Source organism: Candidatus Latescibacter sp. (genome assembly GCA_030692375.1).
Classification (GTDB): domain Bacteria; phylum Latescibacterota; class Latescibacteria; order Latescibacterales; family Latescibacteraceae; genus JAUYCD01.
The window spans coordinates 13,274-40,019 of record JAUYCD010000216.1 but is presented as its reverse complement, the minus strand read 5'-3'; the positions used below and the strand labels follow the sequence as shown (position 1 = coordinate 40,019).

Sequence of the window (26,746 nt, the reverse complement as noted above, 5' to 3'; positions counted from 1 at the left end):
CCTGATTTAGTGGATCCAATTCTCACATGCATGTGAACAAGTTACTTTTTAATATCATTTAGATCCTGAAACGAGTTCAGGATGACGTCATGCCGAACTTGTTTCGGCATCTATTAATTAAACAGAGTTTTTCACAAGCCTTCCAAAATTCGATGTATAATTAATTGCCGTAACAGTATCATTACCATTCTTCACCTCTATCCTCAACCTTCAAACACTCATTTTTATTTGACTTTCCACTTTTTTAAGGTTATTTTACAAAACTATAATTTTCAACCGTTGGGGCGTCGACAAGCGGCAAGTCACGAGATTTTGGATCTCGTAATCGGAGGTTCGAATCCTCCCGCCCCAGCCAGATTCTGTTATGATAACCATATATTTATACATAGTTTAATTCTGGGAGGTCTAATGGCGGAAGCATCATTAAAAGCTCAAGTAAGGACTGTTAAAGGGAAGCAGGCATCTAAACATCTCCGAAAAGAAGGCCATATACCGGGCGTGCTCTACGGTCCGGGAGAAAATCCATCGCTTCTCTCCCTTGATTCGAAAGAATTCCTTACCCTGCTTCACAGCTTCGGCAGAAATGTCGTGGTTGATCTGGCAGTCGGCGACAAAAAAAAGAAGGTGAAAGCCTTTATCTACGAAATTCAACATGACCCCATATCCGGCGATATAATCCATGTCGATCTGAAACACATCTCTCTCAAAGTAAAAATCCATGTTACAGTCCCCGTTCACCTGGGCGGAATTCCGGTCGGTGTGAAGAACGAGGGAGGTATTTTGGAACACATCATGCACACTGTGGAGATTTCCTGTCTACCCACTGACATTCCTGAAAGCATCTCATTGGATGTGACGAGTTTGCATACCGGCGACGGTATCCATATCAAAGATCTCCCGCATGAAAAATTCGAGATTTTAGCCGAGCTGGAATCTGTCGTGGTGCATGTGGTCGCCCCGAGAGTGGTAGCAGTGGAAGAGCCGACCGAAGTTGGAATAGCCGAACCGGAAGTTATCGGCGAGAAAAAAGAGGAGGAATAACCCTTGCTCGCTGTGGTGGGGCTTGGGAATCCAGGCGCGGCATACCGGAATTCGCGTCATAATGCCGGATTCATCCTCCTTGACGGCATGGTGGAAGGCAGATTCGGGCAGAGAATTGTTTTTCGACAAAGCGCTGTCGATTCGGTAAAGAGTTTTTTCGGAATGCACCGGTCATTTAAAAAAAGCGCCGGGCTCTTTACCCGGATCGAAGGTGAAGTAGAAGGGAAAAAAGTTCTACTTGTCAAACCGAACACCTACATGAATGAATCGGGAAAAGCTCTGACCAGCCTCCGTACTCAGGGGCTGATACGAGATATCTCCGAAATGCTCGTGGTGGTCGATGATGTGGACATTGAGATCGGGCGGTTGCGCATAAGATCGAAAGGCTCCGCGGGAGGCCATAACGGGCTGAAAAGCATCATCGACTCGCTCGGTACGGATGAATTTGCCCGTCTCAGAATCGGGGTAGGACCGAGGCCGCCGGGTTCCGATATGGTAACTTATGTTTTGGAATCTTTTCGTCCGCAAGAGTGTGAAATAATTGAGAAAGCTTTCGAACATGCTTCCAGGTGTATAGAAGCTTGGATAACCGGCGGAATTGAGAATGCACATGCTGAAATTACTAATGTCCTAAAAAATTTAAACAATTAATCTACCGCGGAGGAGAACCGCATGAACATCATGTTCGTACCTGTCTTCGGTGTCATAGGACTGGTCATCGTATTGATGATTTTCCTTTGGATCAAACGTCAGCCAGCGGGTACCGAGGTAATGAAAGAAATCGCCAGTCGCATCCACGAGGGGGCGATGGCGTACCTTTTCCAGCAATACTCGGTGCTCTCCATCTTCATTGTGATCGTGTTCCTGTTACTGACCTTTTTTCTTCCGCAGCAGGGACTGCTCACTGCGGTGGCGTATGTGTCCGGCGGACTATGCTCCCTCATTGCGGGATACATCGGCATGAACGCCGCGACACGGGCGAATTTGAGAACCGCCTGGGCTGCGAACCAGTTCGGGCAGGGCAAAGCTCTCAGCATGGCTTTCTTCGGCGGTTCGGTGATGGGGCTCTCGGTTGCGAGCCTTGGACTCCTTGGACTTTCCATCTTGTTTAATATTTTCAGATCGCCCGAGCAGGCGGCGATCATCAACGGCTTCGCCATGGGCGCTTCCTCCATGGCGCTTTTCATGAGGGTCGGTGGCGGCATCTACACCAAGGCGGCCGATGTCGGCGCGGACCTCGTGGGGAAGGTGGAGGCGGGTATCCCCGAGGATGATCCCCGTAACCCGGCGGTCATCGCGGACAACGTCGGCGATAATGTCGGCGATGTCGCGGGACTCGGCGCCGACATTTTTGAGTCGTACGTCGGTTCGGTGGTGGCCTCGCTCGCCATTGCCGCTACCGCATCGGCGACCATGAAATTCGGGGATGTAATCCTCCAGAATCAGACCGCGTACATGCAGCTTCCCCTCATCCTCATTCTCGTGGGACTGGTCAGCTCCCTGATAGGCGTCTTTTCCATGCCGTTGCTCAAGAACATCAACCCCGCTACCGCGCTCCGCTACTCGACATTCATTGCGGCGGGCCTGTTCCTCATTTCGGCGTATATTGTTATCACAGGTATGACCGGTACTAATGCGCCGTTCTGGGCCATCGTCGCGGGGACCGTCGCGGGCATCATCATCGGTCTTCTCACTGAATACTACACCGGATCGACACCGGTCCGCAAGATCGCCGACGCCTCGCTCACCGGTCCTGCGACCAACGCGATCACCGGCCTTTCCGTCGGTATGGAATCCTCCATCTTCCCGGTGCTCTTCATCTGCGCCGCGATGTTTATTTCTTACCAGACATCCGGTATTTACGGAATCGGCCTTTCGGCGGTCGGAATGCTCGCCACGGTCGGAATCATCATGACCGTTGACGCCTATGGTCCCATCGCTGACAACGCAGGCGGAATCTCGGAAATGAGCGGCCTCGGTCCCGAAACCCGTAGAATCACCGACCGCCTCGATTCACTCGGCAACACGACAGCCGCGATGGGAAAGGGATTCGCCATCGGATCCGCCGCTCTTACCGCGCTCGCCCTGTTCGCCGCATACACCTCCGCGGCCGGGATACAGTCCATCAACATCATTAATCCTCTGACGGTGATAGGGATGTTCATCGGCGGGTGCGTTCCGTTTTTCGTCGCATCCCATACAATGAAGGCGGTGGGGAAAGCAGCATTTAAGATGGTGGAGGAAGTGCGCCGCCAGTTCCGCGAGATTCCGGGGATCATGGAGGGCACCGTAAAACCTGATTCCGCGCGGTGTGTGAAGATTTCCACTACCGCGGCGCTCCATGAGATGATCGCTCCCGGTCTTGTTGCGCTCATCGTCCCCATCGCGGTCGGTCTTGTGTTCGGCCGTGAGGCGCTCGGTGGAACCCTCGCCGGCGCGACCGTAGTCGGCGTGTTCATGGCCCTCTTCATGGCGAATGCCGGCGGCGCATGGGATAACGCGAAAAAGTTAATCGAGGCCGGTCTCCACGGCGGCAAAGGTTCACCCGCCCACAAGGCGGCTGTGGTCGGCGATACCATCGGAGATCCGTTCAAGGACACGAGCGGGCCGGCCATGAATATTCTCATAAAGCTCATGAGCATCGTCGCCCTCGTGATCGCTCCGATCCTCCTGCACCTCGGCAGGTAGGAATTTTCGGAGCGCCAGATGTTTTCTTCATACATACCCCGCGTCCGGGTTTTAGGTTCGCCTCGAACCCGGACATATTATTTCACTATCCCTGCTCCCCTCGTCAACAGCGAGTGGGGGCCGGCGTCCACAGGGAGGTATAATGCGTAAGTACGACACTACCTTTATCATTGACGGTACCATTCAAGAAGCAGCCCGTGAGGCGATTATCGAGCGATTTACCGGTATTCTTCAAAAACTCGGCGCCGAAATCGATCAGATTGTCCGCTGGGGACAGCGTACTATGGCCTATGAGATGAAGAAACGAACCCACGGGTATTATGTCATCTTCTATTATCATGCAGAGCCTTCGATGATTGCAGCATTCGAGCGTGACCTCAGACTGCATGAAAATATACTTAGGTTCATGACGCTCATATACGAGGGAAAACATCCCGAGTATATACGCGATGAAGGCGCCGGAATGGAAATCTCTTCCGCGCATACGGTGAAGAATGAACCGGAGACCGATCTTGAAGAACCGGATTTATCCGTAGAAGATGAAGAATCCGAAGAGTACCTGGAAGAAGAAACAGATACCGCTCTGCCGGTGGAAGATGATGAAACTGAAGAAGAGAAGGAGAAGGAATAGTGCTGAACGATAGAAGAGGAAAAATCAAGATTTGTAAGTTCTGTGAGAACAAGGACTACGATTTTAATTATAAAAATGAGAAGAAGCTGAGAAACTACACTAATGAGCGCGGAAAAATCATCCCCCGCCGCATGTCCGGCAACTGTGCGAAGCATCAGCGAAAGCTGACTGTCGCCATTAAACGCGCCCGTTATATGGGTATCCTCCCATTTACTTCTGAGACTGTGAAGTAGATCCTGAAACGAGTTCAGGATGACGTCATGCCGAACTTGTTTCGGCATCTTTCCAGCCGGCGCTATTGAGACGGGAAGCATGGAATTTTCGCCCCGAAATCACCTGTGGATACTCATTCCGGGAGCAGGATTATTAGCGGGACTGATCTTTACCCTGCTTATGGGGAGCATGGATGCATCCCGGTATTTGCTGAGTCAACTGACCATCGGGCCGGCGGAGATACCGTTTATTGTGCTGGCGGCAGTTGTGGCGCGGAAATACGGATGGATAAACGGGGGTATATATACGGTCGCCGGTACTGTAGCTTCCTGTGCGCTCCTGATTCCCGATCTGACGCTTACTCCCGGAATATTCCTTAAAACAGCATTCACAGGAATCATTATCGGCGAACCCGGCTGGTTCAAGAGCAGGTTTACCTGGCGCCTGGCCGCCGCATCTTTTCCTGGTGTTATCCTTGCTCTGGCAGTGGGACTGCCACTGGTAATCGGCGGAGTTTCCCCGGAGACTCTTGAAAGCATCAAGCAGGAAGCCCTGGGGATGTACAAAGCCTTCATGAACCCGGATAATGCAAAGAATGCGGCAGATAACGTCCTGGTAATGATGAAAGGGATTTTTAAAGTCGGGCTGTCCATCCTCGTTCTCAGTTCTGTGGTAATGGCATGGCTGTCTTTTCTTTTAAGCGGCTGGGTGATGAAGAAAGCGAGAGAGGTTCCGGAACCGGTTCCTCCCCTGGATACTTTCTCCGTTCCCTTTCATGCAATCTGGCTTTTCCTGGTGGGCTTCGGGCTGGTACTCAGTGAATACGAGCCGACCTTTGTTATTGCGCTCAATGTTTTCGCTGTCACAGCCGGATTTTACGGGATCCAGGGTATGGCCATAGTCTCCTATTATATGAACCGTACTTCCATGGGGAGACTCCCCAGGATTCTGTTCTGGCTGATTTTTTTCATAACGCTTGCTTTTTCCGGAGTGTTTTTAATCATAGTCGGAGTTATTGACAACTGGTATCATTTACGATTTGCACTGTCATCACCCCATACGGGAGGCAGAGAAGAAGGAAAACCACAATGAAACTAATTCTGCGAGAGAATGTTAAAGGAACAGGCACTGCTGGTGAAATTATCGAGGTTAAACCCGGATTTGCCCGGAATTATCTCATTCCGCGCGGACTGGCATATATGGCGACAAACAGTAACATCAAAATATTCGATTTTGAGAAACATCAGAAGATGAAAAAGGTGGAGCTTCAGTTTGTGGAAGCCGAAAAGAAAAAAGCTGAGCTGGAGAAGGTTTCTCTTACCACCACAGTCAAGGTCAGCGAGGATGGAAGGCTTTTCGGATCGGTCACTCAGCAGAATATTTCCGATCTTCTCAAGGAAAAAGGATACGATATCAATCATCGTAAGATAATTCTCGATGAGCCGATCAAGGAGCTCGGGGTGTATGAGGTCGGAATCAGTCTCGCGCCGGGAATAGAAGCTCTGATCAAAGTGTGGGTGGTTAAAGAATAACGGTAAAAATATCCCCCCTAAACGGAACGCATCGCATGATTGAGGTATATGTCTCCGGACTAGCGTTTGATACCATCTCCAACGCGCCGGTGGTACTATTAAAAGAGCGTGATGGTGAACGTATTCTTCCAATTTGGATTGGACCGAATGAGGCGGGTTTGATCGCACTGGAGTTGTCCGGCATGACATACAAGAGACCGCTGACTCACGATCTCCTGAAAGCCATCCTGAACGGTTTCAATGCCCGCCTGCAGAAAGTGGTTGTCAGCGCACTCAAGAAAAATACGTTTTATGCAAAATTTTATATTCTGGCATCGGAAAACGAGATTATCGAAATTGACGCCCGGCCATCCGATTCTATTACCATGGCTCTCAAGATGAAATCGCCTATCTATGTTTCTGAGGAGCTGGAGGATTCACTCGTTGAACTTTCGCCAACTGATGAGGAAGGCCCCGAAGACGGAGAGTTCGATGAAGATATGCAGGAGGAAGAAAATGAAGAAGATTTCCTCGCAAAAATGGACCTCCGTAAACGACTCAGAAACATTAAGCCTGAAGATTTCGGAAATTACAACCTGTGATATTACCCATGTCCAAGAGAAAACTATTCATCCTGGCATTCGGAACTGTTTCCCTCTCACTTTTTTTTCTGTGGACAGAGATGATTCTGGCGCAGACGAATGACGCCGAAGCACTGTTTAAGCACGGCATCGCCCTGTATAAACAGGGAAAGTTTGTAGCTGCACGTCTGGATTTCCGCGAGATTCTCGATATCTACAAGAATTCGCCCCGAGAAACCTCTGCATATGTAATGCTGGCAAAAACCTATTATAATCTTGGCGCGTATACAGAAGCGGATTCTCTTGCGGTCAGGCTGCGCACCGTTTTCCCCCACTCCCGTTACCGGGAATGGACATTCTACATGGAAGCGGCCTGTAAACTCCGGAAAGGGGATTCCAAAAATGCCCTGGAGCTTTTGGCATCTCTTGCCGGAACCACCAAAGATCGCATTCTTCGCGATCACAGTCTGAAAGCTCTCCGCTATTCGGTTAAACCCCTGGTAGATAATGAATCTTTCAATGCTGCCCTTGCAGCACACCATATCGGGATAAACGATCTCGAATCTCTGTCTCCCGGAAAAGGCATTCCTTCTCCATTGCTGGCGGCAGTTGAAGAGCCTTCTACAGAATCAACGGGAAAACCAGCCCGAAAGGCCTGGGAAAACAGCTCATCCCTGAAAATCGGCTGTATCTGTCCTTTGACCGGTCCTCATGCTGAAACGGGTATGCAGCTTCTCAAGGGAGTTAAAGCCGGCCTTGCTCTTCGCGACAGCTTTGGTGGCCGTAAAGTCGAACTTATCGTGGAAGATACCGAATCCGATGCGGTGACTTCAGTCCTCAAGGTCCGAAAGCTCGTCCTCGATGGCGTGATTGCCATAATCGGACCGGTATACAGCGCCGCCAACATACCTGCGGCTGTGGAATCCAATGACAGCGGCATCCCGTTCATCGCTCCCACCGCTACAGACACGGGATTAACCCGTATCGGGAAATATGTCTTTCAGCTCAACCTGACTGCCGCAGTGCAGGCCGAAAAAATTGCCGCCTTTACGGTAACTACCCTTGGTTTAACCACCACCGTTGTAGTGGCAAGCAAAGACAACTGGGGCGAAGAGGCCGCGCGCTCTTTCACCCGTGAGATGGAAAAACTGAAAGGGAAGGTAGTATGGACTGCTTTCTTTAATCCTGAATCGGAGTCGGAGGACATTTCCCGGCTGATCCAGGAAATCCGCGATCATGCTCCAAAAGCGGAAACATTTGCAGACACGGTAAAAATTAGCGAGAGCAATGTCGCCCTTCCCGATACATCCGGTAAAGACTCAAGCATATATTCTTCGCAGAAACTCCTTCCGGTCGATACCATCCAGGCTATCTTCATCTCCGCTACCATGCCGGATGCCATAAAAATCGCCAGCCGTATCATGGAATACAATATTAATGCCGTTCTTTTGGGAGATTCCGGCTGGAATGATCCTACCCTTCCGGAAGAGGGAAAACAATATGTGGAAGGCGCCTACCTGGTGGCTCCGGTGGGGGAGCTTTCCGGCGGGACCGGAACCTCATTTCTGAAAGGCGACACCTTCCGTGATGAACGTGATGTCATCGCCATGAAAGGCTACGATGCCGGGGCAGTCATTTCCGACATTCTTTCAAGAGGCGCCCGAGATCCCGAAGCCCTGCTGAAGGCAATGGAAACGGTTAAATCCTTTCAAGGCTCCTCCTCGTTGATAACGATAGATCCCGTGCGTCACACCAATATCGCTGTGGAATTCACCCATATCCAGAACGGGATTTACACCAGGGCCCCGCAAGTGAAGCGTGGGCAATAACTCCCCCCTGACCCCCTCTCTAATAGAGGGGGAATAACATGGCCTGCAACGATTTATCCCCTCTTTATAATAGAGATGGGACCAAGGGGTGAGTTTAGAAAGAGATGAAAAGCACCCATTTTTCAGTTTTTATCATGCTCGTTGCCATGGTTCTTTCAGTGAGTGAAATCTCACGCGCCTACGCCGATTTGCCTTCGGGTTTACTTGACGAGGAAATAAACCTTGATGACATTCTTACCGATATACCTCCCGATTTTGATTATCGCGGAGCCTCAGCATCCGAATGGAGTTCTTTGCCTTTTTTCACTCCCGCAGACGCCGGAATGATTGTAAGTCTAAGGGATTCACTGAAATCAAAAGGCGCGCCGGATTATTTTATCCCCGATATTCCTGACGCGGAGTTGCCGCTATTGAGCCCCTTTCAGTCATCGATCCTATGGTATATCCAAACGCGATATGCCATGCTTAAGCCTGAGACGGTACATGGAGTGTGTCGAACCGGCTATATTCTTCAGCAGCCTACCCCTAAAGCCCAGGGGAAATACTATTTCAAGGCTGCCGCAATTCAGGAAAAAAATATTATTTTTTCGCTCCTGGCCGAACGTGACGCCTCTGAGCCGAGAGCGCTTGATTCCTATTCGTCTTATGCAGCATTGTCCCTTGATCAGGGGCGGAGCCAGATCATCCTGGGAGATTTCCGCCCCGGATATGCACAGGGATTGATTTTTTCAAGGTATGGGCGCTCCTATGCGAACGGGGTGGATGTATTCTCTCGCGATGCTGAAATTTCCGGCAACACTTCGTTTGAAGAAACATTGTTTCTGCGCGGTTTCCTTGGGAAAACCGCAAGAGGACCGGCTTCCTTCCAGGTTTTCTCATCGGTGCGGCGCCTCGATGCCACAATAGATGAAAATGGAAAAGCCACAATGATTGGTGATTCAGGAATCCATAAGGCTGGTTTTCCGCGGGATAACCTGGCAGAAACTATCCAGGGAGGTCATGTATCGCTCAGGTGGGGAAGAATAGGCGAGCTGTCGGCGACCGGAGCTATTTCCCGGTATTCGCCTTCGCTTGCGCAAAGACCCGGCGAGCGGTATGTAAACAATCCTTCGGGAGACACTTTCGTTCATACCGGGTTTGCCGGGAACCTGCAGCTCAAGCCTGTAGTCGTTTTTTTTGAACATGCCGAGCTTCAAAATGCCGGAGGAGCAACTGTCGGAGGGATAGAGATAAGGAAGAAAAAAGCTGGCGCAAGTCTGCTATATCGTGACTACAGCCCCGATTACTGGTCCCGTCATGCAGGTGGATTTTCATCCTTCGGCTATACAGCTAATGAACGCGGGCTGTATTCATCGGCTGAAATCGAATTACCCCTGTCATTGAAATTTTCCGCATCATTGGATATGGCTCGCCTGATGAGTCGCACATACTCCCGTGATTTGCCGGATACTCGTATGCGAGCCTGCTTTTCTCTGTATAAATATTTTCGAAACAGTTGTACAGGAGTTATCACAGTACGATCAGTCCAGGATAACGAAACAAATAAGGAGAGGAAGAATTATCGCTTTTGTTTCGAGAAAAAACCGAATCGTTCTTCTCCTCTAGGATGGAAAACTATAACCGTCTGGTCTGAAAGTGAAGGGAAAGGGGGGCCGTTTTTTAGTACAGCTCTCACCTTTCGAGGAAAACGTTCCTGGAACCTCAGATGTTCTGCGGGACTATTTTCCATCCCGGATTACGACTCACGGTTGTATATCTCTGAAGAAAACGTTCCCGGACGGAGTTATACCATGCCGGTGTGGGGCAGGGGAGAAACTGCGGTCATGCTCCTTGTCTGGGGTCCGGTGTCATGCAGATACCGGTTCATTCATTCTGATCTCATGCAGACTGTGCAGGAATGTACAGTTCAGAGCGATATTCTGTTTTGAAAATGAGCGGGATGCACAGTGATTCCGTTTGGTTTGAGTGTTTAGATCCTGAAACGGTTTTATCGTTCCCGAGAAACGGCAACGAGTTCAGGATGACATGTGTCATGCCGAACTTGTTTCGGCATCTATTATGTAAATTTGAATTGACAATGAGAGATATTTCTGATTCATTAAAGGATTATTTTGGTTATTTTTTTTTCGTATCAAGGAGAAGAGAGTGAAAAAGGTCTCGTATCACCCCGCACGTACTGCGTACGAGCGGGGACCCCGGCTGCTTTTCATTTTGTTTCTTGCCGTTGCAGTATGGGGATGTACCGCCAAAGAAAACGATCGGGAGCCGTCAGTTTCTCACGCTGCGCTGGGGAAAAGTGTTTCAACTATCACCCCGCACGTTCTTCGAACGAGCGGGGACCCCGGGCCGATCAGAAAAGAACCTTCGTTCATGACCGGTGAATCAGATCCTTTTAATAAGGGGAGCAGAATCGAGAGCTCACGAAAGGGGAAGCTTACTGATTTCGGCATAATCAAGGTTCCTCTTCCCACCCCTACTCCCAATATAGACGTTGTCGCTGATGTCATCAATTTGAAAGATTTACCGAAGATCAGTGTAGCCCTTTTTGAAAATTATAGCTGGGAATTCCCGTCATATCCCTTCGATTATGAGAACGACATCGCCTCTCTCAAAAGCCTCTATAAGCTTCACAGTCTGGATCGTGTACTTACTGCCAACTTAAGCGAAATGGACAAGATGAATTCGCTCACACGGTATGCCTTCTCTTTTCTGGAAGGTGGTACACTTAAGGCAAACAATGCGGCAGCCGGGCCTTCCGCTTTCCTCATCACAGAGAACAGGCGGTCCAAGGGAATCGGGGGGACGAGTGAGGTATATGCTGCCTTTCTCTGTCAATTGAGCCTGGCCTGCGGATATAATTCCCGCATTGTGAGCATGCATACATTTGATGCCAACGGCAGCCTTTTGACCCATGATGTATGTGAAACATATATGAAATATTTGCAAAAATGGGTGGTATTTGATGCATATAACCGTGCAGCATGCTATCTCAGGGACAACATTCCACAATCTGCCCTGGATCTGCACACTGTGGCCGCGGAAAACCGGATTCGGGAAATCTATCCGGTCTCTCCTTTGAGTGAATCAACCGATATTGCCTCTCTCCGGGATACGGTTCTGCCAAGGTTTAAATACATTTATATGTGGCGAATGAACGATATTCTCTCCAAAAGCCCTCGCGGCGGGTCAATACCCTGGAAGACTCTCTACCAGACCCATCTTGTCTGGGAAGATGATCTCTCTCCGATTTCGGAGGGAGGATTTGATAAAATCTACAAGTTCTCGCCGGGCGGAGTCAAGTATGTGACTCATAAGCACACTGATTTCAATTGGACACTCGACAATGTCAACATGACTGTTGAAAGAAAAAAGGAAGGTCAAATGGTGTTGTATTTTACTTCGCTGACTCCGAACTTCGATTATTTCGAGGTCTCGGCGGATAAAAAAACGATCAAAGCCGGTAATGTTTTTGAACCTCGATCTCCCAATAATCTTTTCATCATTACGCCGGTAAGCAAGATGGGAATCAGGGGAATTTCTTCGGCAGTGGAATTTATGCAATAGCCTGCACATCCTTTACTCTCGAGGTGGAGATGCATATGACACTCAATGAGGCGCTCATCCTGTCTTATGTAAAAAGAGGTATTGGGTATGGATATAACATTCTTGTCCATGTGAAAGAAAGCCGCTCGGATGAATGGGTAAATTTTTCAAGGGCCGGCCTGTACAAAACACTCGACCGCCTGGAGAAATATAACCTCCTGGATAAAACTTTTGAGCAGAACGGCCCCTGGCCGATGCGCAAGGTTTACCATATTAATCAGGCGGGAGAAAAAGCGCTGGATGGATTTCTGAAAAGTGAATTTGATTTTGACTTTCAGACCAAATATGAGTTGGATGCTTATCTGGTCGCCTTGGTGGCAGGTTCTCCCGAGGCACATATCCTGGCGGAGACGGTGCGTAAACGCAGTATCGCCGCCCGCAGGCAGATTGAGGAATTAGAGCATGGGTGGCCGGAAGACAAGGATTCCTATCCCTTTCTTGTATATGTTCTCTACAAACGCCGCCTTGAATTCCTGAAATCAGAGCTTGACTGGCTCATCTGGTTTGAAGACATTCTCACTTCCGTTAAGGGAGATGTCCTGAATATGACCTGGGCGGAAACGAAATCAAACCACTTTTGAAATCAAAGGTTATTTCTTCGTAGCAATACCACCCTCCTGGGTTAGGGCGAATACGATAAGATTCACTCCCATTTTCAACTGCGGATCATTGCTCTGCATGTCGGTCCATTTTACGATATAGCCTTTGTTTGAAAAAACCACCGCCAGCCTATCATTTATCCATACGCCTTCAAGGTAAAGCACCGGTTTCGTGATACTCTGCATTCTTTGCGATGTTACAGAGGTGCCGCTCACCGAGAGGCCGATTTCTGAACCGTTCGGAGGTCCGTCATCGAAATCGAAAAAAGAATGATAAATGGGATTCGATATGGGAATCGGCTGGAAACGCGCACGTGAAGAACCCAGGGCGTCACGGATCATCTGTTTCAGCGCGGCTGCGGCTGGCCCAGCCTCGGTTCTGGGCTGGGGATTTTCGATCATCATGAATCCGCCGTTCTCGAGGTATTTTTTTACATTGGCTTTTTCTGTGCCGCTGAGGTCGAATGAGTTGTCTGTGGTAACATATACGAACGCCATGTCAAGAAGTTGCGGCGATCCCAAAAGGAGATGGTTTTCCATTGCGGTATCTATCTTCGTCCATTTCAGCATGGCATCTTTCAGATTGATTATCCCTCGGAGGTACTGCTGCGGGGGTGAAAAGTGGTCGCCCCAGGCGAATGCAATAGAGATGTTTCCCCGGATATTCTGTTTATTGGAAGGATCGATAACCACAGTGGGCTTTTTATGGGAACCATCGATTTGCGCCCAGCAGGCGCCCAGAGTCCAGAAAATGGACAGTGCAGAGAACCAGAAAATCGTACGTGACTTCAACATGGCATGCTCCTCTCTTTGATGATACAATGTTATTATACCTCTATGAAACAGAATAGTTCCCGGTAAATTACAGTATGGTGGTATCCGGCGGTATCAATTTGATAATGCAAAGCAATGCAAATTTTTTCCTCAAGTACAATATATATTTTGTATATTATCGGTGTATACGGTTTATTTATAAAAAAGCATGGAGAACATGTCAAAGTGCCTGAAAGTGGTGGTAAGGGGTGTGGATATGGAAACGTTTGAATTCTTTGTAGCCTGGCGGTATCTGTTAACCAGGAAAAAAACCGGATTTATCTCCATCATATCGATAATATCCATCATCGGGGTGGCGGTTGGGGTGGGAGCGCTGATAATCGTGCTTTCACTTATGAATGGATTTACCAAGGAATTACGTACCCGGCTGGTCGGAATGGACGGACATGTATGGGTGAGCCGTCCATTGGAAAGAGGAATTCCAGATTCAGGCCAGGTTCTCAGGAAACTGAAGAGCATGCCGGGCGTTGCAGGCGTCTCGCCATTCTGCTCCTATGAAACGGTGGCCACTCCGAAGGAGAAGGGGAAACCGGTTGCAGTGATGGTAAGGGGTGTGGACAGGGAAACGGTTGATACGGTTTCCGACATCCGGAAATATGTTACCATCGGAGATTTCGATTTTTCTCCCGATGACAAAAACATTCCGGGAGTGGTTCTGGGGCAATATGTGGCGTCAGCGTTAGGAAATGTCTCCATCGGAGATTATATTTACCTCTATGGAGAAGTAGACATGGAAAGTCTTCTCCGTGATAACACCCTTCCCGCAATCAATGTATTTCGAATTCGGGGTCTTTTCAACAGCGGATACTATGAATACGATAACAGTGTGGTGCTTATCGATATACACCGCGCACAGAAGATTTTGAATCTCGATGGGAAAATTTCGGGCATTTCCCTGAAGCTGAACGATATGTTCAAAGCGGAAAAGTACACGGGAGAAGGTGGATACATTGAGAAATCACTGGGCGGTTACCCTTTTACCAGCATCAGTTGGATAGAACGAAACAGGGTGCTGTTTAAATGGATGAAACTTGAGAAATGGGCTGCCTTTATCGTTCTCAGCCTCATCATCATTGTAGCGGCGTTCAATATTGTGAGTTCGCAGATCATGATGGTCATGGACAAAACCCGTGAGATCGGAATTTTGAAATCGATGGGCGCCTCAAACCGGAGCATAATGCGGATATTTGTCTATCAGGGCGCATTCGTGGGGGTTGTGGGAACCGCCATCGGGGGGATGGTGGGAATCATGTTCAGTTTTCTTCAGGACAAGTACCAGTTGATCAGCCTCCCTTCCGATGTATATTTTATCAGCGCTGTTCCGATGGACATGCAGCTTACCGATATTTTGTCTATTACAGCGGTTGCGCTGTTCCTGTGCTGGTTCTCAAGCTATTACCCGGCGAAAAAGGCGGCGCAGCTTGCTCCGGTGGATGCGATCAGATCGGAATAGGCGCAGGAACGCGAGAGAAGGAAAAAAGTTGGCTCGAATCATATTGACTGCACGGGGTATAACGAAAAATTATTACATGGGAGGGTCCGTCCTCGAAGTATTGAAAGGAGTGGAGCTGGATCTGATTGAAGGTCAGATACTGGCGATCGTGGGTGCGTCCGGGGCTGGCAAATCTACATTGCTTCACATTCTTGGAATGCTGGACCGTCCCACCTCCGGGGACCTGATTCTGGATGGTGAAAGCCTCATTGGAAAATCGGAAGAGGAACTGGCTTCTTATCGGAACAACCGGGTTGGTTTTATCTTCCAGTTTCATCACCTTCTGCCGGAGTTCAATGCGGTGGAAAATGTCATGATGCCGGCGGTGATACGAGGGAAGAATGGGGCAAAAGCTCGGGATAGAGCAAAATTTCTGCTTGAAAGTGTAGGACTTTCCGAGCGGCTGGAGCATCGTCCGGGCGAGCTCTCGGGGGGCGAACTGCAGCGAGTGGCGGTGGCGCGAGCGCTCATGAATGAACCGGCTATGATTTTTGCAGATGAACCTTCCGGCAACCTTGACCGTCACAACTCAGATATTTTACATGAACTTATCTGGAATCTGGCCAGGGAGCACAAATCCACTTTTGTCCTTGTGACCCATGATTTATTGCTTGCTGAAAAGGCAGACAAAGTGGCGCTTCTTTCGGACGGCAAAACAAAAGAAATTGATTTGAAAAATACGAATGAACGATTATTATTTAAAAGCGTTTAATTCTGGTGTCTGTCTCATGCATTAAAACGGCATCTTTTATGGGAAGTGACAGTATATGAAATGCCAGATTTGCAAGGAAAATAATGCTAATATTATTTTCACAAAGATAGTAAACAATGAAAAAATTACTTTGAACATATGTAACGAATGTGCAAAGATAAGAGGTCTCACAGTAAAAATATCGTCCGCCGGAATACCTCAGTCGGAACAGTTATTTGAATCCAAACCACCCGACTTCGACAAAGAGGAGGAAACATATCCTGCGAACATTTCCTGCGGGCAGTGCGGTCTCACCTATGCTGAATTCAAGAAGAATAGTTTCTTCGGCTGTGACCGGTGTCACAGCGCTTTTGGAAAACATTTTGTAGATTTATTGAAACAAATTCACGGCTCAACCGTTCATAAAGGTAAAACCCCTTTGAGCATTTCGAATGATATGGAATTGAAAAATCATCTCCGGGCGCTTCGAATGCGATTGCAGCGATGCATCAAATCGGAAGAATTCGAACGTGCCGCCGAACTCCGTGACAAGATAGCAAATCTTGAGGAAAAAGTTTCGAAAAATGAAATTTGAAAATATACTCCTTACGGTACCGGGATGGTTGAATCCGGATGGGCCGGAAACCGAAATTGTGATTTCATCCCGCGCCAGGCTGGCGCGGAATGTTGCAGGGTTTCCCTATGTTCACTGCGCCGGAAATGACAAGCTCAGCGAAATAGTGAGCACTGTACTGGAGGCGGCAAAAATAGCCGGATTTGATTCTCTTGATTTTTTTCGCAACGAGGATCTGGATGACCTGCACAAGAACATTTTCATCGAGCGCCATCTGATCAGCCCCACACTGGCCTCTCAGAACGCCAACCGTGGTGTTCTTGTTCTGGAAGGCGAGCGGTGTTCAATCCTGATCAATGAAGAGGATCATCTTCGCATGCAGTCTTTTCGTTCGGGATTCAACCCGATGGGGGCATGGGAAGATGTGGACAGCATCGACGACCGTCTGGCGCAGGCCATACCTTTTTCATTTTCCCGTGAATACGGATATCTTACTGCATGTCCGACCAATATCGGCACCGGGCTGAGGGTTTCCATACTCATACATCTTCCGGCGCTCGTATTGACCCAAGAGATTCAGCATGTGATACACAGCGCCGGACAGATCGGGCTGGCGGTACGAGGCTATTATGGAGAGGGTTCCGATGTGATAGGAAATCTTTTCCAGATATCCAACAAATCATCACTCGGCAGGACTGAGCGGGCAATTATCGATGAACTCATATCCGCAGTTATGAAGATAATTGAGTACGAAAAAAAATCCGCGGAAACCCTCATAAAAGAGGCAAAAAGCCAGATCGAAGACAAAATCTGGCGCAGTATTGGCATATTAAAATCAGCGAGGATGCTTTCGACCAATGAATTCATGAACCTCAGTTCGGCGGTTCGTTTGGGTCATTTCCTGCGGGTTTTAGACAAACCCAACCTTGAATCTCTCAACGAAATGATGGTCTTGACCCAACCCGCTCATCTGCAGGCTCGTCAGGGTCATCTGATAGAGACGATGGAGCGGGACATGCTGAGGGCCGAATTGGTTCGTGAACGTTTTATTGACGTGAGAATGTAATTGCATTACATTATATAGTGTTGACAGATTCAAATCTTTTCTGTACCAGTTCCCGGAGGTGGAAAACGAAAAATGAACAACATGTTTACGGATAGAGTGAAAAAGGTTCTTCAATATGCGCGGGAAGAATCTGTAAGGCTCGGGCACGATTATATCGGCACCGAACATCTCCTCCTCGGTCTGGTGAAGGAAGGGCAGGGTGTTGCGGTGGCAGTTCTGGCCAACATGGGAATTCAGCTCGATGCACTGAGAAAATCCATCGAGGATGCGGTTCAGACTTCTTCAGGCGGGATGATGCTTTCCGAAGTGCCTTTTACTCCCATGGCCAAACAGGTTTTGGAGATTGCCGCCCAGGAAGCCCGTGAAATGAATAATAATTATATTGGAACCGAACATCTCCTGATGGCTCTCACCAAGAACAAGAACGGCATCGCCGCACAAATTCTCAATGTTTTCGGAACCGATTACAAAAGTGTGAAAGAAGAGGTATTAAGCATCATATCCGGCAGCAAAAAAGCACAGAAAGGCGATCGGGAAAAAGGCGGAATGCCTTTTATCGAACACTACGGCAGAGATTTGACTGAACTGGCACGTCAGGGTAAACTCGACCCGATCATCGGACGGGATCTGGAAATAGAACGAATGAGTCAGATACTCTCCCGTCGTAAAAAAAATAATCCGGTTTTGATCGGAGAGCCTGGAGTCGGGAAAACCGCCATTGTAGAGGGTCTTGCCCAGAAGATCCACGAGGGAAATGTTCCTCAGAATCTTATCGGCAAGCGCATAATCTCTCTCGATATGGGAAGCATGGTAGCAGGAACAAAGTATCGCGGTCAGTTCGAGGAACGGGTCAAATCCATCCTCAATGAACTAGCCCAGACCAAGGAAATCATCATCTTTATCGATGAAATCCATACCATTGTTGGCGCCGGTTCTGCGGAAGGCACCCTGGATGCTTCTAACATGTTCAAACCGGCCCTCTCGCGGGGCGAACTCCAGTGCATAGGCGCCACCACCCTCGACGAATACCGCAAATATATCGAAAAGGATGGCGCGCTGGAGAGACGGTTCCAGCAGATCATGGTCGATCCGCCTTCAGTGGAGGATTCGATTCAGATTCTCAAAGGTCTGAGGTCGCGGTACGAAGAGCACCATAATGTGATCATCTCCGATGAGGCGGTTGAAGCATCGGTGAAACTCAGCGATCGGTATATGTCCAACCGGTTTCTTCCGGATAAAGCTTTGGACCTTATAGACGAGACTTCTTCACGGATTCATCTCAATAAGATAACTCTTCCTCCGCACATCAAGGAGATGGAAAAAGAAATCCGTGATATCGAGACGAAGAAGAACCATGCCATAGAACTGCAGGATTACGAGAATGCTGCAAGGCTCAGAGACCTTGAGCGCATCAGGAAAGAGGACATTGAGCGTGTCAAAGCTGAATGGCGCGAGAAAATTGCCCATGAGATGGTCACTGTCACCGAAGATGATGTTTCCTTTGTGACCAGCACCATGACCGGAATCCCTCTCTTCAGACTTGAGAGAACGGAATCCGAACGTCTTCTCAAAATGGAAGAAGAGCTCACCCAGAGGATCGTGGGACAGGAAAGCGCCATAGCGGCGATTTCACGGGCCATCCGGCGGACGCGCGCCGGGCTCAAGGACCCGGAAAGACCCATCGGCTCCTTTATCTTCCTTGGTCCGACCGGTGTCGGGAAAACCGAGCTTGCGCGGGCGCTGGCCGACTACCTGTTCGAAGACCCGAACGCTCTCATCAGGATTGATATGTCGGAATACATGGAGAAATTCAATGTTTCCCGCCTGGTAGGCGCTCCTCCCGGTTATGTCGGATATGAAGAGGGCGGCCAGATAACGGAAAAAGTCCGCCGCAAGCCCTACAGCATCGTGCTTTTGGATGAAATTGAAAAAGCGCATCCCGATGTGTTCAATGTGCTCCTGCAGATATTAGATTCCGGCCATCTTACTGACAGCCTGGGACGCAAGGTCGATTTCAAGAATACCATTATCATCATGACTTCAAACCTCGGCACCCGTCAGATCGGAACGGGCGCGAATCTCGGATTCCATTCCTCAGAGGCCGCGGATGAATACAAGATGATGGAAGGCAAGGTGATGACCGAACTTAAGAAAACCTTCAACCCTGAATTCCTCAATCGCGTCGATGATATCGTGGTGTTCCATGCTCTCTCCCGTGAATCGATCCTTAAGATAATCGACATACTGTTGAAAGATGTTCGGAAGAGACTGGTAGAAAAGGATATGGATATAGTCATCACCCAGAAAGCCAAGGAATTTCTGGCTAACGAAGGCTACAGTCCGACATACGGGGCTCGGCCGCTGAAAAGGGTTATCCAGAAATACATTGAAAATTCGCTTTCCGAGGAACTCCTCTCCGGAAGATTCGGGGAAGGTTCCATGATCAAGATCGATCTGGATGAGAACAAAATTATTTTTGAGGAAATGCTCAAAAGCAAAGCTGAAAAGAACTGAAAATACGGCCCATGAGGATTATTTTTTACAAAACAGGCTGTAAAAACGGTAAATTATAGCGCTTCTATTCCTGTAAAAAGGACGAGGCGCTTTTTTATTCATTCCCAAAAGCAGAGGCGGGAACCGGAGATTCATCATATTTTATTGCGTTTTTTTCAAAATAGATGCCGAAACGGTTTCATCGTTCCCGCCTGAGGCAACGGTTTCATCGTTCCCGCGAAGCGGCAACAAGTTCGGCATGACACGTGTCATCCTGAACTCGTTTCAGGATCTAAACACTCAAACATAATGACTGCCGGGTGGAAATTCGCCGTGATTTTGGATTCTGACCGGTAATTCGCTTTGAATTGGGTAGAAGATTTTTTATATTTGAAAAACTGCAAATGAAATCATTGAAAAGGGAAAACCATGAAAAGTATCTGCCTGGCGACAGCCGGCCTCTTCATGTTACTTCTTGTCTGTCCGCAGAATAGCGTTTTCGCACAGACCAATACCAGAATTCTGGAAATTACTGTCGAAGGGAATATTCAGGCAAAGACGCCATTGATCATTAATCAAAGCGGGCTTTTGGTCGGCAGCCTGCTTTCCGTAGATAATACCTCAGAAGCCATAAAGCGTTTGTGGTCTCTCGATATTTTCGAAGACATCCGCATCGCTACCGAGCAGCAGGACAACGGCGTCAAAGTCATTATCCATGTAAAAGAACTACCGGCAGTAAATACTTTCAAACTCGATGGGTTCAAAGAATTCAAGGAACAGGATATCATCCCGGCCATCGATATTGCAAAAAACCGGGCGATCGGAAATCGTAAAGTTGCCAAGATGAACAAGCAGATTCTTGACATGTACTACAAGAAGGGATTCCGGGCGGCGACAGTGGATATAAAGCTCACTCCTGTCCCGCAGGACAGCATTCCCAAGGTTGATGTACTTATCAGTATGCACGAAGGCCGGAAAGTAAAAGTGAAATCAATCATATTCGAGGGAAATAAAAATTTCACCACGGGCAAACTTAAAAAACTTATGGATACCAAGGAAGACCACTGGTACAGCTCGGGCGAGTATAAGCAGGAGACTGTGGAGAAAGACAAAGAAAAAATCGTGGCTTTCTATAAGTCCAAAGGATACCGTGACGCCGGCATTCTCGCTGATAGTCTGGAAGTCGATTATAAGAACGATACCGCCAAGATTATCCTGACTGTCAATGAAGGCCAGCAGTATAAATTCGGAAAGACCACATTCCAGGGGAATTCGGTTTTCTCCGAGCGCGAGCTTCGTCCTTTCATCCTCTACAATACAGGGGATACTTTCAACGAAATGCTTGTAGGCAGGGCCTGGCAGGAAATCACGGTACACTATAACGATGCAGGGTATCTCCGGGCAGGGGTAGATCCGATACAGGTAGCGCACAACGATTCGGTGGACATCCAGTTTGACATTGCGGAAGATACCATTGCCAAAATCTCCAAAGTTATCATAGCGGGGAACACTAAAACAGTAGACAAGGTTATCCGGCGTGAAATACAGCTTCTGCCGGGGGATGCGTTCAACCGTACCAAATTTGAAGAATCTGCTCGAAATATCAATCTCTTGAACTTTTTCGGCGGCACTGAAAAAGGAAAAGAGGGAGTAGAACCCACATATGCCTTTGATGAAAACGGCAAAGATGTTAATCTGATCTACAAGGTCTCCGAAAAACAAACCGGAGTGGCATCGCTCGGCGCCGGATTTTCCGAACGTGACAAACTGGTAGGGACTTTGTCCTTTTCCAACGCCAATCTTTTCGGGCGCGGGCAATCGTTTAACTGCAGCTGGGACATGGGCGCCATCCGTAAAGGCTTTCAGCTTGGATTTTCCGAACCCTGGCTTTTTGATACCAAGACCAGCTTTTCTGCTGAGATATACGATATCCAGCGGAGCGACTATACCAGTGCATTCTCACAGGAGCACCAGCAGGGCGGTTATATCCGCATGGGCCGGAAATTAAAATGGCCGAGTGATTCACGGCTCTATCTTTCATACCGCCTGGAAAACATTAACTATACCAATCCTTCCTTAATTTACCGGCAATACCTCCTGACCGGAAAAACATCCGCTCTGAGTTTGATGCTCATCCGGGATATACGGGACGATCCGACATTTGCGACAGACGGATCGAGGACAGCCGCCACGGTGGAGGTGGCAGGAGGTCCGTTCGGCGGCGACCTCTCGTATTCCAAGTACCTGTTGAACAACGAATTCTATGCTCCCCTGTTTTGGAACCTGTCTTTCTGCAACCGGTCGAGGATAGGATTTCTTAAGGGATACAAGCAGGACAGATATGTACCTTACTCTGAACGGTTCTTGCCCGGCGGAACCAGTTTCGACGGTTTCGTGCGCGGATATCCCAACCGTGAAGTAGGACCCATGCTCTCGGGTGCGGAAATCGGGGGAGAAACCATGCTGGTGAACAATTTTGAGCTCCAGATTCCGATTGTGAGCAAGATGGTATACGGCCTCATTTTCTATGATTTCGGAAATGCATGGCGTAGCCTGGGTGAAACAAATCCATTCGATGTAAAACGCTCCGCCGGTGTGGGTGTAAGGGTCAGCATTCCAGGGATTGGGCTTATCGGTTTCGATGCAGGCTATGGGTTCGACCGGTTGGAAGGCGCAGATAAAGCTAGCGGCTGGCGTACCCATTTTCAATTTGGCAATATTTTCTGACGGAATTTTCTTTGAAATTTCCTCGGAATTTTCTACGAAAATTCCTGATAGAAAGGAGCAGCGAATGGTTCGTTGTTTGAAAATCCCGGCTAAAGAGAAACAATTCAGGCCCGGCCTTTGGCCGGGTCTATATTGTTTCTTGTTTTCTTTTATTCTCTCTCTCTCGCTACTGTATTCCATCGGTCTGGCTGCGGAACTGAAAGTCGGTTATATTCGCCCGCAGTATATATTCAGCAAATACCCCCCCTATCAGGAAGCTCAGAAGCAGGTCGATGCCTATCAGAAACAGGAACTGGACAAGCTGCAGAAAAATTCTCAGGATTACCAGAATAAAGTAAAAGAAGCCGATCAGAACGCCATCCTGATGACCGAAGAGATTAAAAAGACCAAAGCGGAAGAGCTCCGGAAGATAAGAGAATCACTTGACGCCGATTACCAGGAACTTTACAAGACCGGCGGGAAACTGGAAATCAAACAGAAAGAACTTTTGACTCCCGTAATTGACAAAATCAATGCCGCAATCACTCGTCTCGGAAAGAATGACGGGTATGATTATATCCTCGATGCAGAGGGACCTGTACTTTACGCCAATCAGAAATATGATCTTTCCGATACTGTTCTCAAGGAGTTGGAAAAGGAAATCCCCAAAAAATGAGTGTCAGACTCGATTTAATCTGTCAGATAATCGGAGCCGAAATTCCCCCCAATTTCGAAAACATCGAGGTGCGGGGCGTCGCTTCTGTGGAAGACGCCGGCCCGGATGAGATATGTTTTCTTTCCAATCCGAAGTATGTCGGGTATCTGGTGTCTTCCCACACCCGTGCGGTTATTATATCCAAAGAGACCATGCTGCCTTCCAAATATATCTCTCTTGTTGTTCCCGACCCGTATTTCGCCTTTCTGCAGCTTCTCGAATTCTTCAACACAAGAACTCCGCTTTCTGTAGCCGATGGTATCCATCCCCTTGCGGAGATTCACCCGGAGGCTAATCTGGGCAGCGGTATGTCTGTCGGGGCGTATGCAGTCATCGGCGCCGGCGTCTCTATCGGAGATAACACGGTCATCGGGCCAGGTTCTGTAATCCTGGCCGGGAGCAGGGTAGGGAATGACTGTCTGCTCTATCCACGGGTGACCATTATGGATGGCTGCACGGTCGGCGACCGGGTTATTCTCCATTCCGGAGTAGTGATCGGTTCCGATGGTTTCGGTTTCGCCCCCCACGGCGACCGTTACCATAAGATTCCTCAGATCGGAACGGTTCGAATCGGGGATGATGTGGAGATAGGCGCCAATTCCTGTGTGGATCGGGCAGCCTTCGGGGTGACGACGATCGAAAACGGAACCAAGATCGACAATCTTGTCCAGGTTGCCCATAATGTCAGTATAGGGGCGCACACGGTGATTGCATCTCAGGTGGGTATCTCCGGCTCTACTTCGATCGGAAACTGGGTCAGGATGGGAGGGCAGGCCGGTCTGGCCGGACACATCAAAATAGGGGATAAAGCCTCCATCGGCGCACAGGCCGGTGTGACAAAGGATGTCCCCCCGGGGGAAACGGTTTCCGGATACCCCGCCAAGAACCACATGCAGGCCATGCGTATCGAAGGAGCGCTGCGAAGCCTTCCCGATCTGATAAAAAAAATAAAAGTGCAGGAAAAAAAGATCGAGGAACTGGAAACGATCCTGAAACGAGTTCAGGATGACGTCATTCCGAACTTGTTTCGGAATCTAAAGAGGAGTTGAGAATGTTCGAAAGGCAGTCAACAGTTGCCGGTGAAGCGGCGGTGAAGGGGATTGGCCTTCACACGGGAACACAGAGCGAAATTATTTTTCGGCCTGCTCCCATAAACACGGGGATTATTTTTCGACGTACCGATCTGGAAGGTTCACCGGAAATACCGGCCCTGATCGATAATGTAGTGGACATCAGCCGCGGAACGACAATCGGAAAAGGAAACGCCAAAGTGCACACTGTAGAACATGTACTGGCTGCTTTGGCGGGACTCGAAATTGATAATGCATATGTAGACATCTGCGGTATTGAACCGCCGGTATGCGACGGTTCCTCCCTGGAATTTGTGAAAGCCCTGCGCTCTGCCGGTAGAATGGAACAGGATTCACCCCGTGACTACATCGTGATTGATGAAACCATCGGGTATGACAGGGTGAAGGGTGAGGGGGTGGAACTGGTTGCTCTTCCTTCCGATGATTTCCGTATAACATTCATGATCGATTACCATAATCCCGCCATCGGCACCCAGTACACCTCCATGTATTCCATCAGCGAATTCGAGGCCGAATATGCTCCTTCCCGAACCTTTTGTTTTCTGAGTGAGGTGGAAATGCTGAAAGAGGCAGGTCTGGCCAAGGGGGGGACTACCGATAACGCGCTGGTTGTCATAGACAAACCCTGGGATGAGAAAGAAGTCGCCTACCTTACCCGGCTGTTCAATGACAATATTGATGTTTCCCGCGGAGCAAACGGCATACTTAACGGAACTCCGCTCCGCTTCCCCAATGAATTCGCCCGTCATAAAACCCTGGACCTCATCGGCGATCTGTACCTTTTGGGACACCCCATCAAAGGGCATATCATGGCTGCCCGTTCCGGGCATAAGGCGAACATCGAACTTGTACGAAAGATAAAGTCTTTCTGGGAAAAAAGCCGTATCAAAATGAAATTCCAGGACCGTAAAACCCACGGTTATCTCCTCGATGTCAACGCAATAAAGAAAATCATGCCGCACCGTTATCCTTTCCTCCTGGTAGACCGGATCATCGACCTTATCCCTGGGAAAAAGGTGGTGGGCATAAAAAACGTTACCGTCAACGAGCCGTTTTTCCAGGGGCATTTCCCTGCACGGCCTATAATGCCGGGAGTACTCCTCATCGAAGCGATGGCCCAGGTGGGCGGCATTCTCATGCTCGATGCCAAGACCAGCACTGAGGGGAAACTCATTCTCTTTACTGGCATCAACAAAGCGAAATTCCGTAAACCGGTGGAGCCTGGGGATCAGGTCAGATTTGAAATGGAGATTCTAAAACGCCGTCAGAATTTGTTCGTTATGGCAGGCAAAGGCTTTGTCTCGAACGACCTGGTGGTGGAAGCTGAACTCAGCGCCATTGTGGTGAACGAAAAGGATTTTCAGGCATGACCGCAACCATTCATCCTACAGCGGTTATTACACCCGGAGCTGTCATCGGGCCGGACACCTCCATTGGACCTCATGCTGTGGTGGAAGACAACGTGATAATCGGACGAGGCGCGGTTATAGGGCCGGGCGCTCTCATTGCCTGGGGCGCCCGTCTGGGAGAGGAGGTTAAAGTCTTCTCGTATGCGGTGGTCGGTTCCGTTCCACAGGATCTGAAATTCGGAGGGGAGGAAACAACCCTGGAAGTCGGAAATCGCACAGTGATCCGTGAATTTGCAACCCTCAACCGTGGAACAGCCGCCCACGGAAAAACCGTTGTCGGCTCCGACTGCCTTCTCATGTCGTACAGCCATGTGGCGCATGACTGTGTGGTGGGGGATCACTGCATTCTCTCCAACAGCGCCACCCTGGCCGGTCATGTGACCCTTGAAGACTGGGTGATTATCGGAGGGCTGGTGCCTATCCACCAGTTCGTGCGGATTGGGTGCCATGCCATGGTGGGCGGCGGCTGGCGTGTACCGAAAGATGTACCCCCGTACGTGACTGCGGTCGGAGACCCGCTGAAACCGGTGGATATCAACAAAATCGGCCTGGCCCGCCGCGGATTCTCCGAAGAAACCATCACGCGGCTGAAAAAGGCATACCATCTTCTCTTTCGCTCCAAGCACGATATGAAGACTTCCCTCCTTGAACTGGAAGCATTGGGGGATATGGGGCCGGAAGTGGCGCACCTGAGAGAATTTATCCTCTCGAGCGAGCGCGGGGTGATAATGTAAGGAAGAAGACAGAAGACAGAATAAAAAGAGCATTTATCGTAAAGTTCGCCAAGTAAAAAAGAAAGTCTGACTGATGTGTGTGATGCTTGTGATAAAAGATGATGAAAAGCTTATGAGTATGTCATCATGACGTCATAAATACTTGCGCATGTTATGAGTGTTTAGATCCTGAAACGAGTTCAGGATGACACGTGTCATGCCGAACTTGTTGCCGCTTCGCGGGAACGATGAAACCGTTGGGGAAA

The 26,746-nt window shown here is 49.0% G+C and carries 23 protein-coding genes and 1 tRNA gene; 23 read left to right on the top strand and 1 reads right to left on the bottom strand.

Annotation, left to right across the window (positions count from 1 at the left end):
- Nucleotides 1-280 precede the first annotated feature (280 nt).
- The 13 genes from Q8O92_13330 (at nucleotide 281) to Q8O92_13270 (ending at nucleotide 12,678) form a co-directional block, all read left to right on the top strand.
- Nucleotides 281-355: transfer RNA gene (locus tag Q8O92_13330), tRNA-Gln, on the top strand.
- 53 nt (nucleotides 356-408) lie between these two features.
- Nucleotides 409-1,041 carry a 50S ribosomal protein L25 gene (locus Q8O92_13325; GenBank protein MDP2984296.1) on the top strand — a complete coding sequence of 211 codons (633 nt, stop codon included), beginning with the start codon at nucleotides 409-411 and terminating at the stop codon, nucleotides 1,039-1,041.
- Nucleotides 1,042-1,053: 12 nt separating this feature from the next.
- On the top strand, nucleotides 1,054-1,692 hold the full coding sequence (gene pth, locus Q8O92_13320) for an aminoacyl-tRNA hydrolase (protein ID MDP2984295.1): 639 nt from the start codon (nucleotides 1,054-1,056) through the stop codon (nucleotides 1,690-1,692).
- 21 nt (nucleotides 1,693-1,713) lie between these two features.
- A complete protein-coding gene (locus Q8O92_13315; protein MDP2984294.1) occupies nucleotides 1,714-3,729 on the top strand; it encodes a sodium-translocating pyrophosphatase in 2,016 nt (671 codons plus the stop codon).
- A 142-nt stretch (nucleotides 3,730-3,871) separates the two neighbouring features.
- Entirely contained in the window at nucleotides 3,872-4,360 is a 489-nt protein-coding gene (gene rpsF / locus Q8O92_13310; GenBank protein ID MDP2984293.1) for a 30S ribosomal protein S6, read from the top strand.
- Nucleotides 4,357-4,593, top strand: coding sequence for a 30S ribosomal protein S18 (rpsR, locus tag Q8O92_13305; GenBank protein ID MDP2984292.1), 237 nt, complete (start codon nucleotides 4,357-4,359; stop codon nucleotides 4,591-4,593). Before rpsF ends, rpsR begins: the two co-directional genes overlap by 4 nt.
- A gap of 79 nt (nucleotides 4,594-4,672) precedes the next feature.
- Nucleotides 4,673-5,665 (top strand): DUF2232 domain-containing protein, encoded by a 993-nt coding sequence (locus tag Q8O92_13300; GenBank protein ID MDP2984291.1) that lies wholly within the window; start codon nucleotides 4,673-4,675, stop codon nucleotides 5,663-5,665.
- Entirely contained in the window at nucleotides 5,662-6,105 is a 444-nt protein-coding gene (gene rplI / locus Q8O92_13295; protein ID MDP2984290.1) for a 50S ribosomal protein L9, read from the top strand. The genes Q8O92_13300 and rplI overlap by 4 nt, the downstream gene beginning before the upstream one ends.
- A gap of 35 nt (nucleotides 6,106-6,140) precedes the next feature.
- Nucleotides 6,141-6,686 (top strand): bifunctional nuclease family protein, encoded by a 546-nt coding sequence (locus tag Q8O92_13290; protein ID MDP2984289.1) that lies wholly within the window; start codon nucleotides 6,141-6,143, stop codon nucleotides 6,684-6,686.
- 8 nt (nucleotides 6,687-6,694) lie between these two features.
- Nucleotides 6,695-8,494 carry a penicillin-binding protein activator gene (locus Q8O92_13285; protein MDP2984288.1) on the top strand — a complete coding sequence of 600 codons (1,800 nt, stop codon included), beginning with the start codon at nucleotides 6,695-6,697 and terminating at the stop codon, nucleotides 8,492-8,494.
- A gap of 104 nt (nucleotides 8,495-8,598) precedes the next feature.
- Complete coding sequence (locus Q8O92_13280; GenBank protein ID MDP2984287.1) at nucleotides 8,599-10,422, top strand: hypothetical protein; 1,824 nt, start codon at nucleotides 8,599-8,601, stop codon at nucleotides 10,420-10,422.
- A gap of 217 nt (nucleotides 10,423-10,639) precedes the next feature.
- Complete coding sequence (locus Q8O92_13275) at nucleotides 10,640-12,058, top strand: hypothetical protein (protein ID MDP2984286.1); 1,419 nt, start codon at nucleotides 10,640-10,642, stop codon at nucleotides 12,056-12,058.
- 35 nt (nucleotides 12,059-12,093) lie between these two features.
- Nucleotides 12,094-12,678, top strand: a complete 585-nt coding sequence (locus Q8O92_13270) for a helix-turn-helix transcriptional regulator (GenBank protein ID MDP2984285.1) — start codon at nucleotides 12,094-12,096, stop codon at nucleotides 12,676-12,678.
- Between the two features lie 9 nt (nucleotides 12,679-12,687).
- Here Q8O92_13270 and Q8O92_13265 read toward each other — a convergent pair whose 3' ends face one another.
- A complete protein-coding gene (locus Q8O92_13265) occupies nucleotides 12,688-13,491 on the bottom strand; it encodes a DUF4159 domain-containing protein (GenBank protein ID MDP2984284.1) in 804 nt (267 codons plus the stop codon).
- A gap of 196 nt (nucleotides 13,492-13,687) precedes the next feature.
- Between Q8O92_13265 and Q8O92_13260 the strand changes: the two genes are divergently transcribed.
- The 10 genes from Q8O92_13260 (at nucleotide 13,688) to lpxA (ending at nucleotide 26,501) form a co-directional block, all read left to right on the top strand.
- Nucleotides 13,688-14,983 carry an ABC transporter permease gene (locus tag Q8O92_13260; GenBank protein ID MDP2984283.1) on the top strand — a complete coding sequence of 432 codons (1,296 nt, stop codon included), beginning with the start codon at nucleotides 13,688-13,690 and terminating at the stop codon, nucleotides 14,981-14,983.
- A 28-nt stretch (nucleotides 14,984-15,011) separates the two neighbouring features.
- On the top strand, nucleotides 15,012-15,734 hold the full coding sequence (locus tag Q8O92_13255; GenBank protein MDP2984282.1) for an ABC transporter ATP-binding protein: 723 nt from the start codon (nucleotides 15,012-15,014) through the stop codon (nucleotides 15,732-15,734).
- A gap of 130 nt (nucleotides 15,735-15,864) precedes the next feature.
- Complete coding sequence (locus tag Q8O92_13250; GenBank protein ID MDP2984281.1) at nucleotides 15,865-16,308, top strand: UvrB/UvrC motif-containing protein; 444 nt, start codon at nucleotides 15,865-15,867, stop codon at nucleotides 16,306-16,308.
- On the top strand, nucleotides 16,298-17,353 hold the full coding sequence (locus Q8O92_13245; protein ID MDP2984280.1) for a protein arginine kinase: 1,056 nt from the start codon (nucleotides 16,298-16,300) through the stop codon (nucleotides 17,351-17,353). Before Q8O92_13250 ends, Q8O92_13245 begins: the two co-directional genes overlap by 11 nt.
- A 72-nt stretch (nucleotides 17,354-17,425) precedes the next feature.
- Entirely contained in the window at nucleotides 17,426-19,867 is a 2,442-nt protein-coding gene (locus Q8O92_13240) for an ATP-dependent Clp protease ATP-binding subunit (GenBank protein ID MDP2984279.1), read from the top strand.
- A gap of 408 nt (nucleotides 19,868-20,275) precedes the next feature.
- On the top strand, nucleotides 20,276-22,573 hold the full coding sequence (gene bamA, locus Q8O92_13235) for an outer membrane protein assembly factor BamA (GenBank protein MDP2984278.1): 2,298 nt from the start codon (nucleotides 20,276-20,278) through the stop codon (nucleotides 22,571-22,573).
- A gap of 64 nt (nucleotides 22,574-22,637) precedes the next feature.
- A complete protein-coding gene (locus Q8O92_13230; GenBank protein ID MDP2984277.1) occupies nucleotides 22,638-23,228 on the top strand; it encodes an OmpH family outer membrane protein in 591 nt (196 codons plus the stop codon).
- Nucleotides 23,225-24,316 carry a UDP-3-O-(3-hydroxymyristoyl)glucosamine N-acyltransferase gene (lpxD, locus tag Q8O92_13225; GenBank protein MDP2984276.1) on the top strand — a complete coding sequence of 364 codons (1,092 nt, stop codon included), beginning with the start codon at nucleotides 23,225-23,227 and terminating at the stop codon, nucleotides 24,314-24,316. The genes Q8O92_13230 and lpxD overlap by 4 nt, the downstream gene beginning before the upstream one ends.
- A 2-nt stretch (nucleotides 24,317-24,318) precedes the next feature.
- Nucleotides 24,319-25,728, top strand: coding sequence for a bifunctional UDP-3-O-[3-hydroxymyristoyl] N-acetylglucosamine deacetylase/3-hydroxyacyl-ACP dehydratase (locus Q8O92_13220; GenBank protein ID MDP2984275.1), 1,410 nt, complete (start codon nucleotides 24,319-24,321; stop codon nucleotides 25,726-25,728).
- Nucleotides 25,725-26,501, top strand: coding sequence for an acyl-ACP--UDP-N-acetylglucosamine O-acyltransferase (gene lpxA, locus Q8O92_13215; protein ID MDP2984274.1), 777 nt, complete (start codon nucleotides 25,725-25,727; stop codon nucleotides 26,499-26,501). The genes Q8O92_13220 and lpxA overlap by 4 nt, the downstream gene beginning before the upstream one ends.
- Nucleotides 26,502-26,746 lie beyond the last annotated feature (245 nt).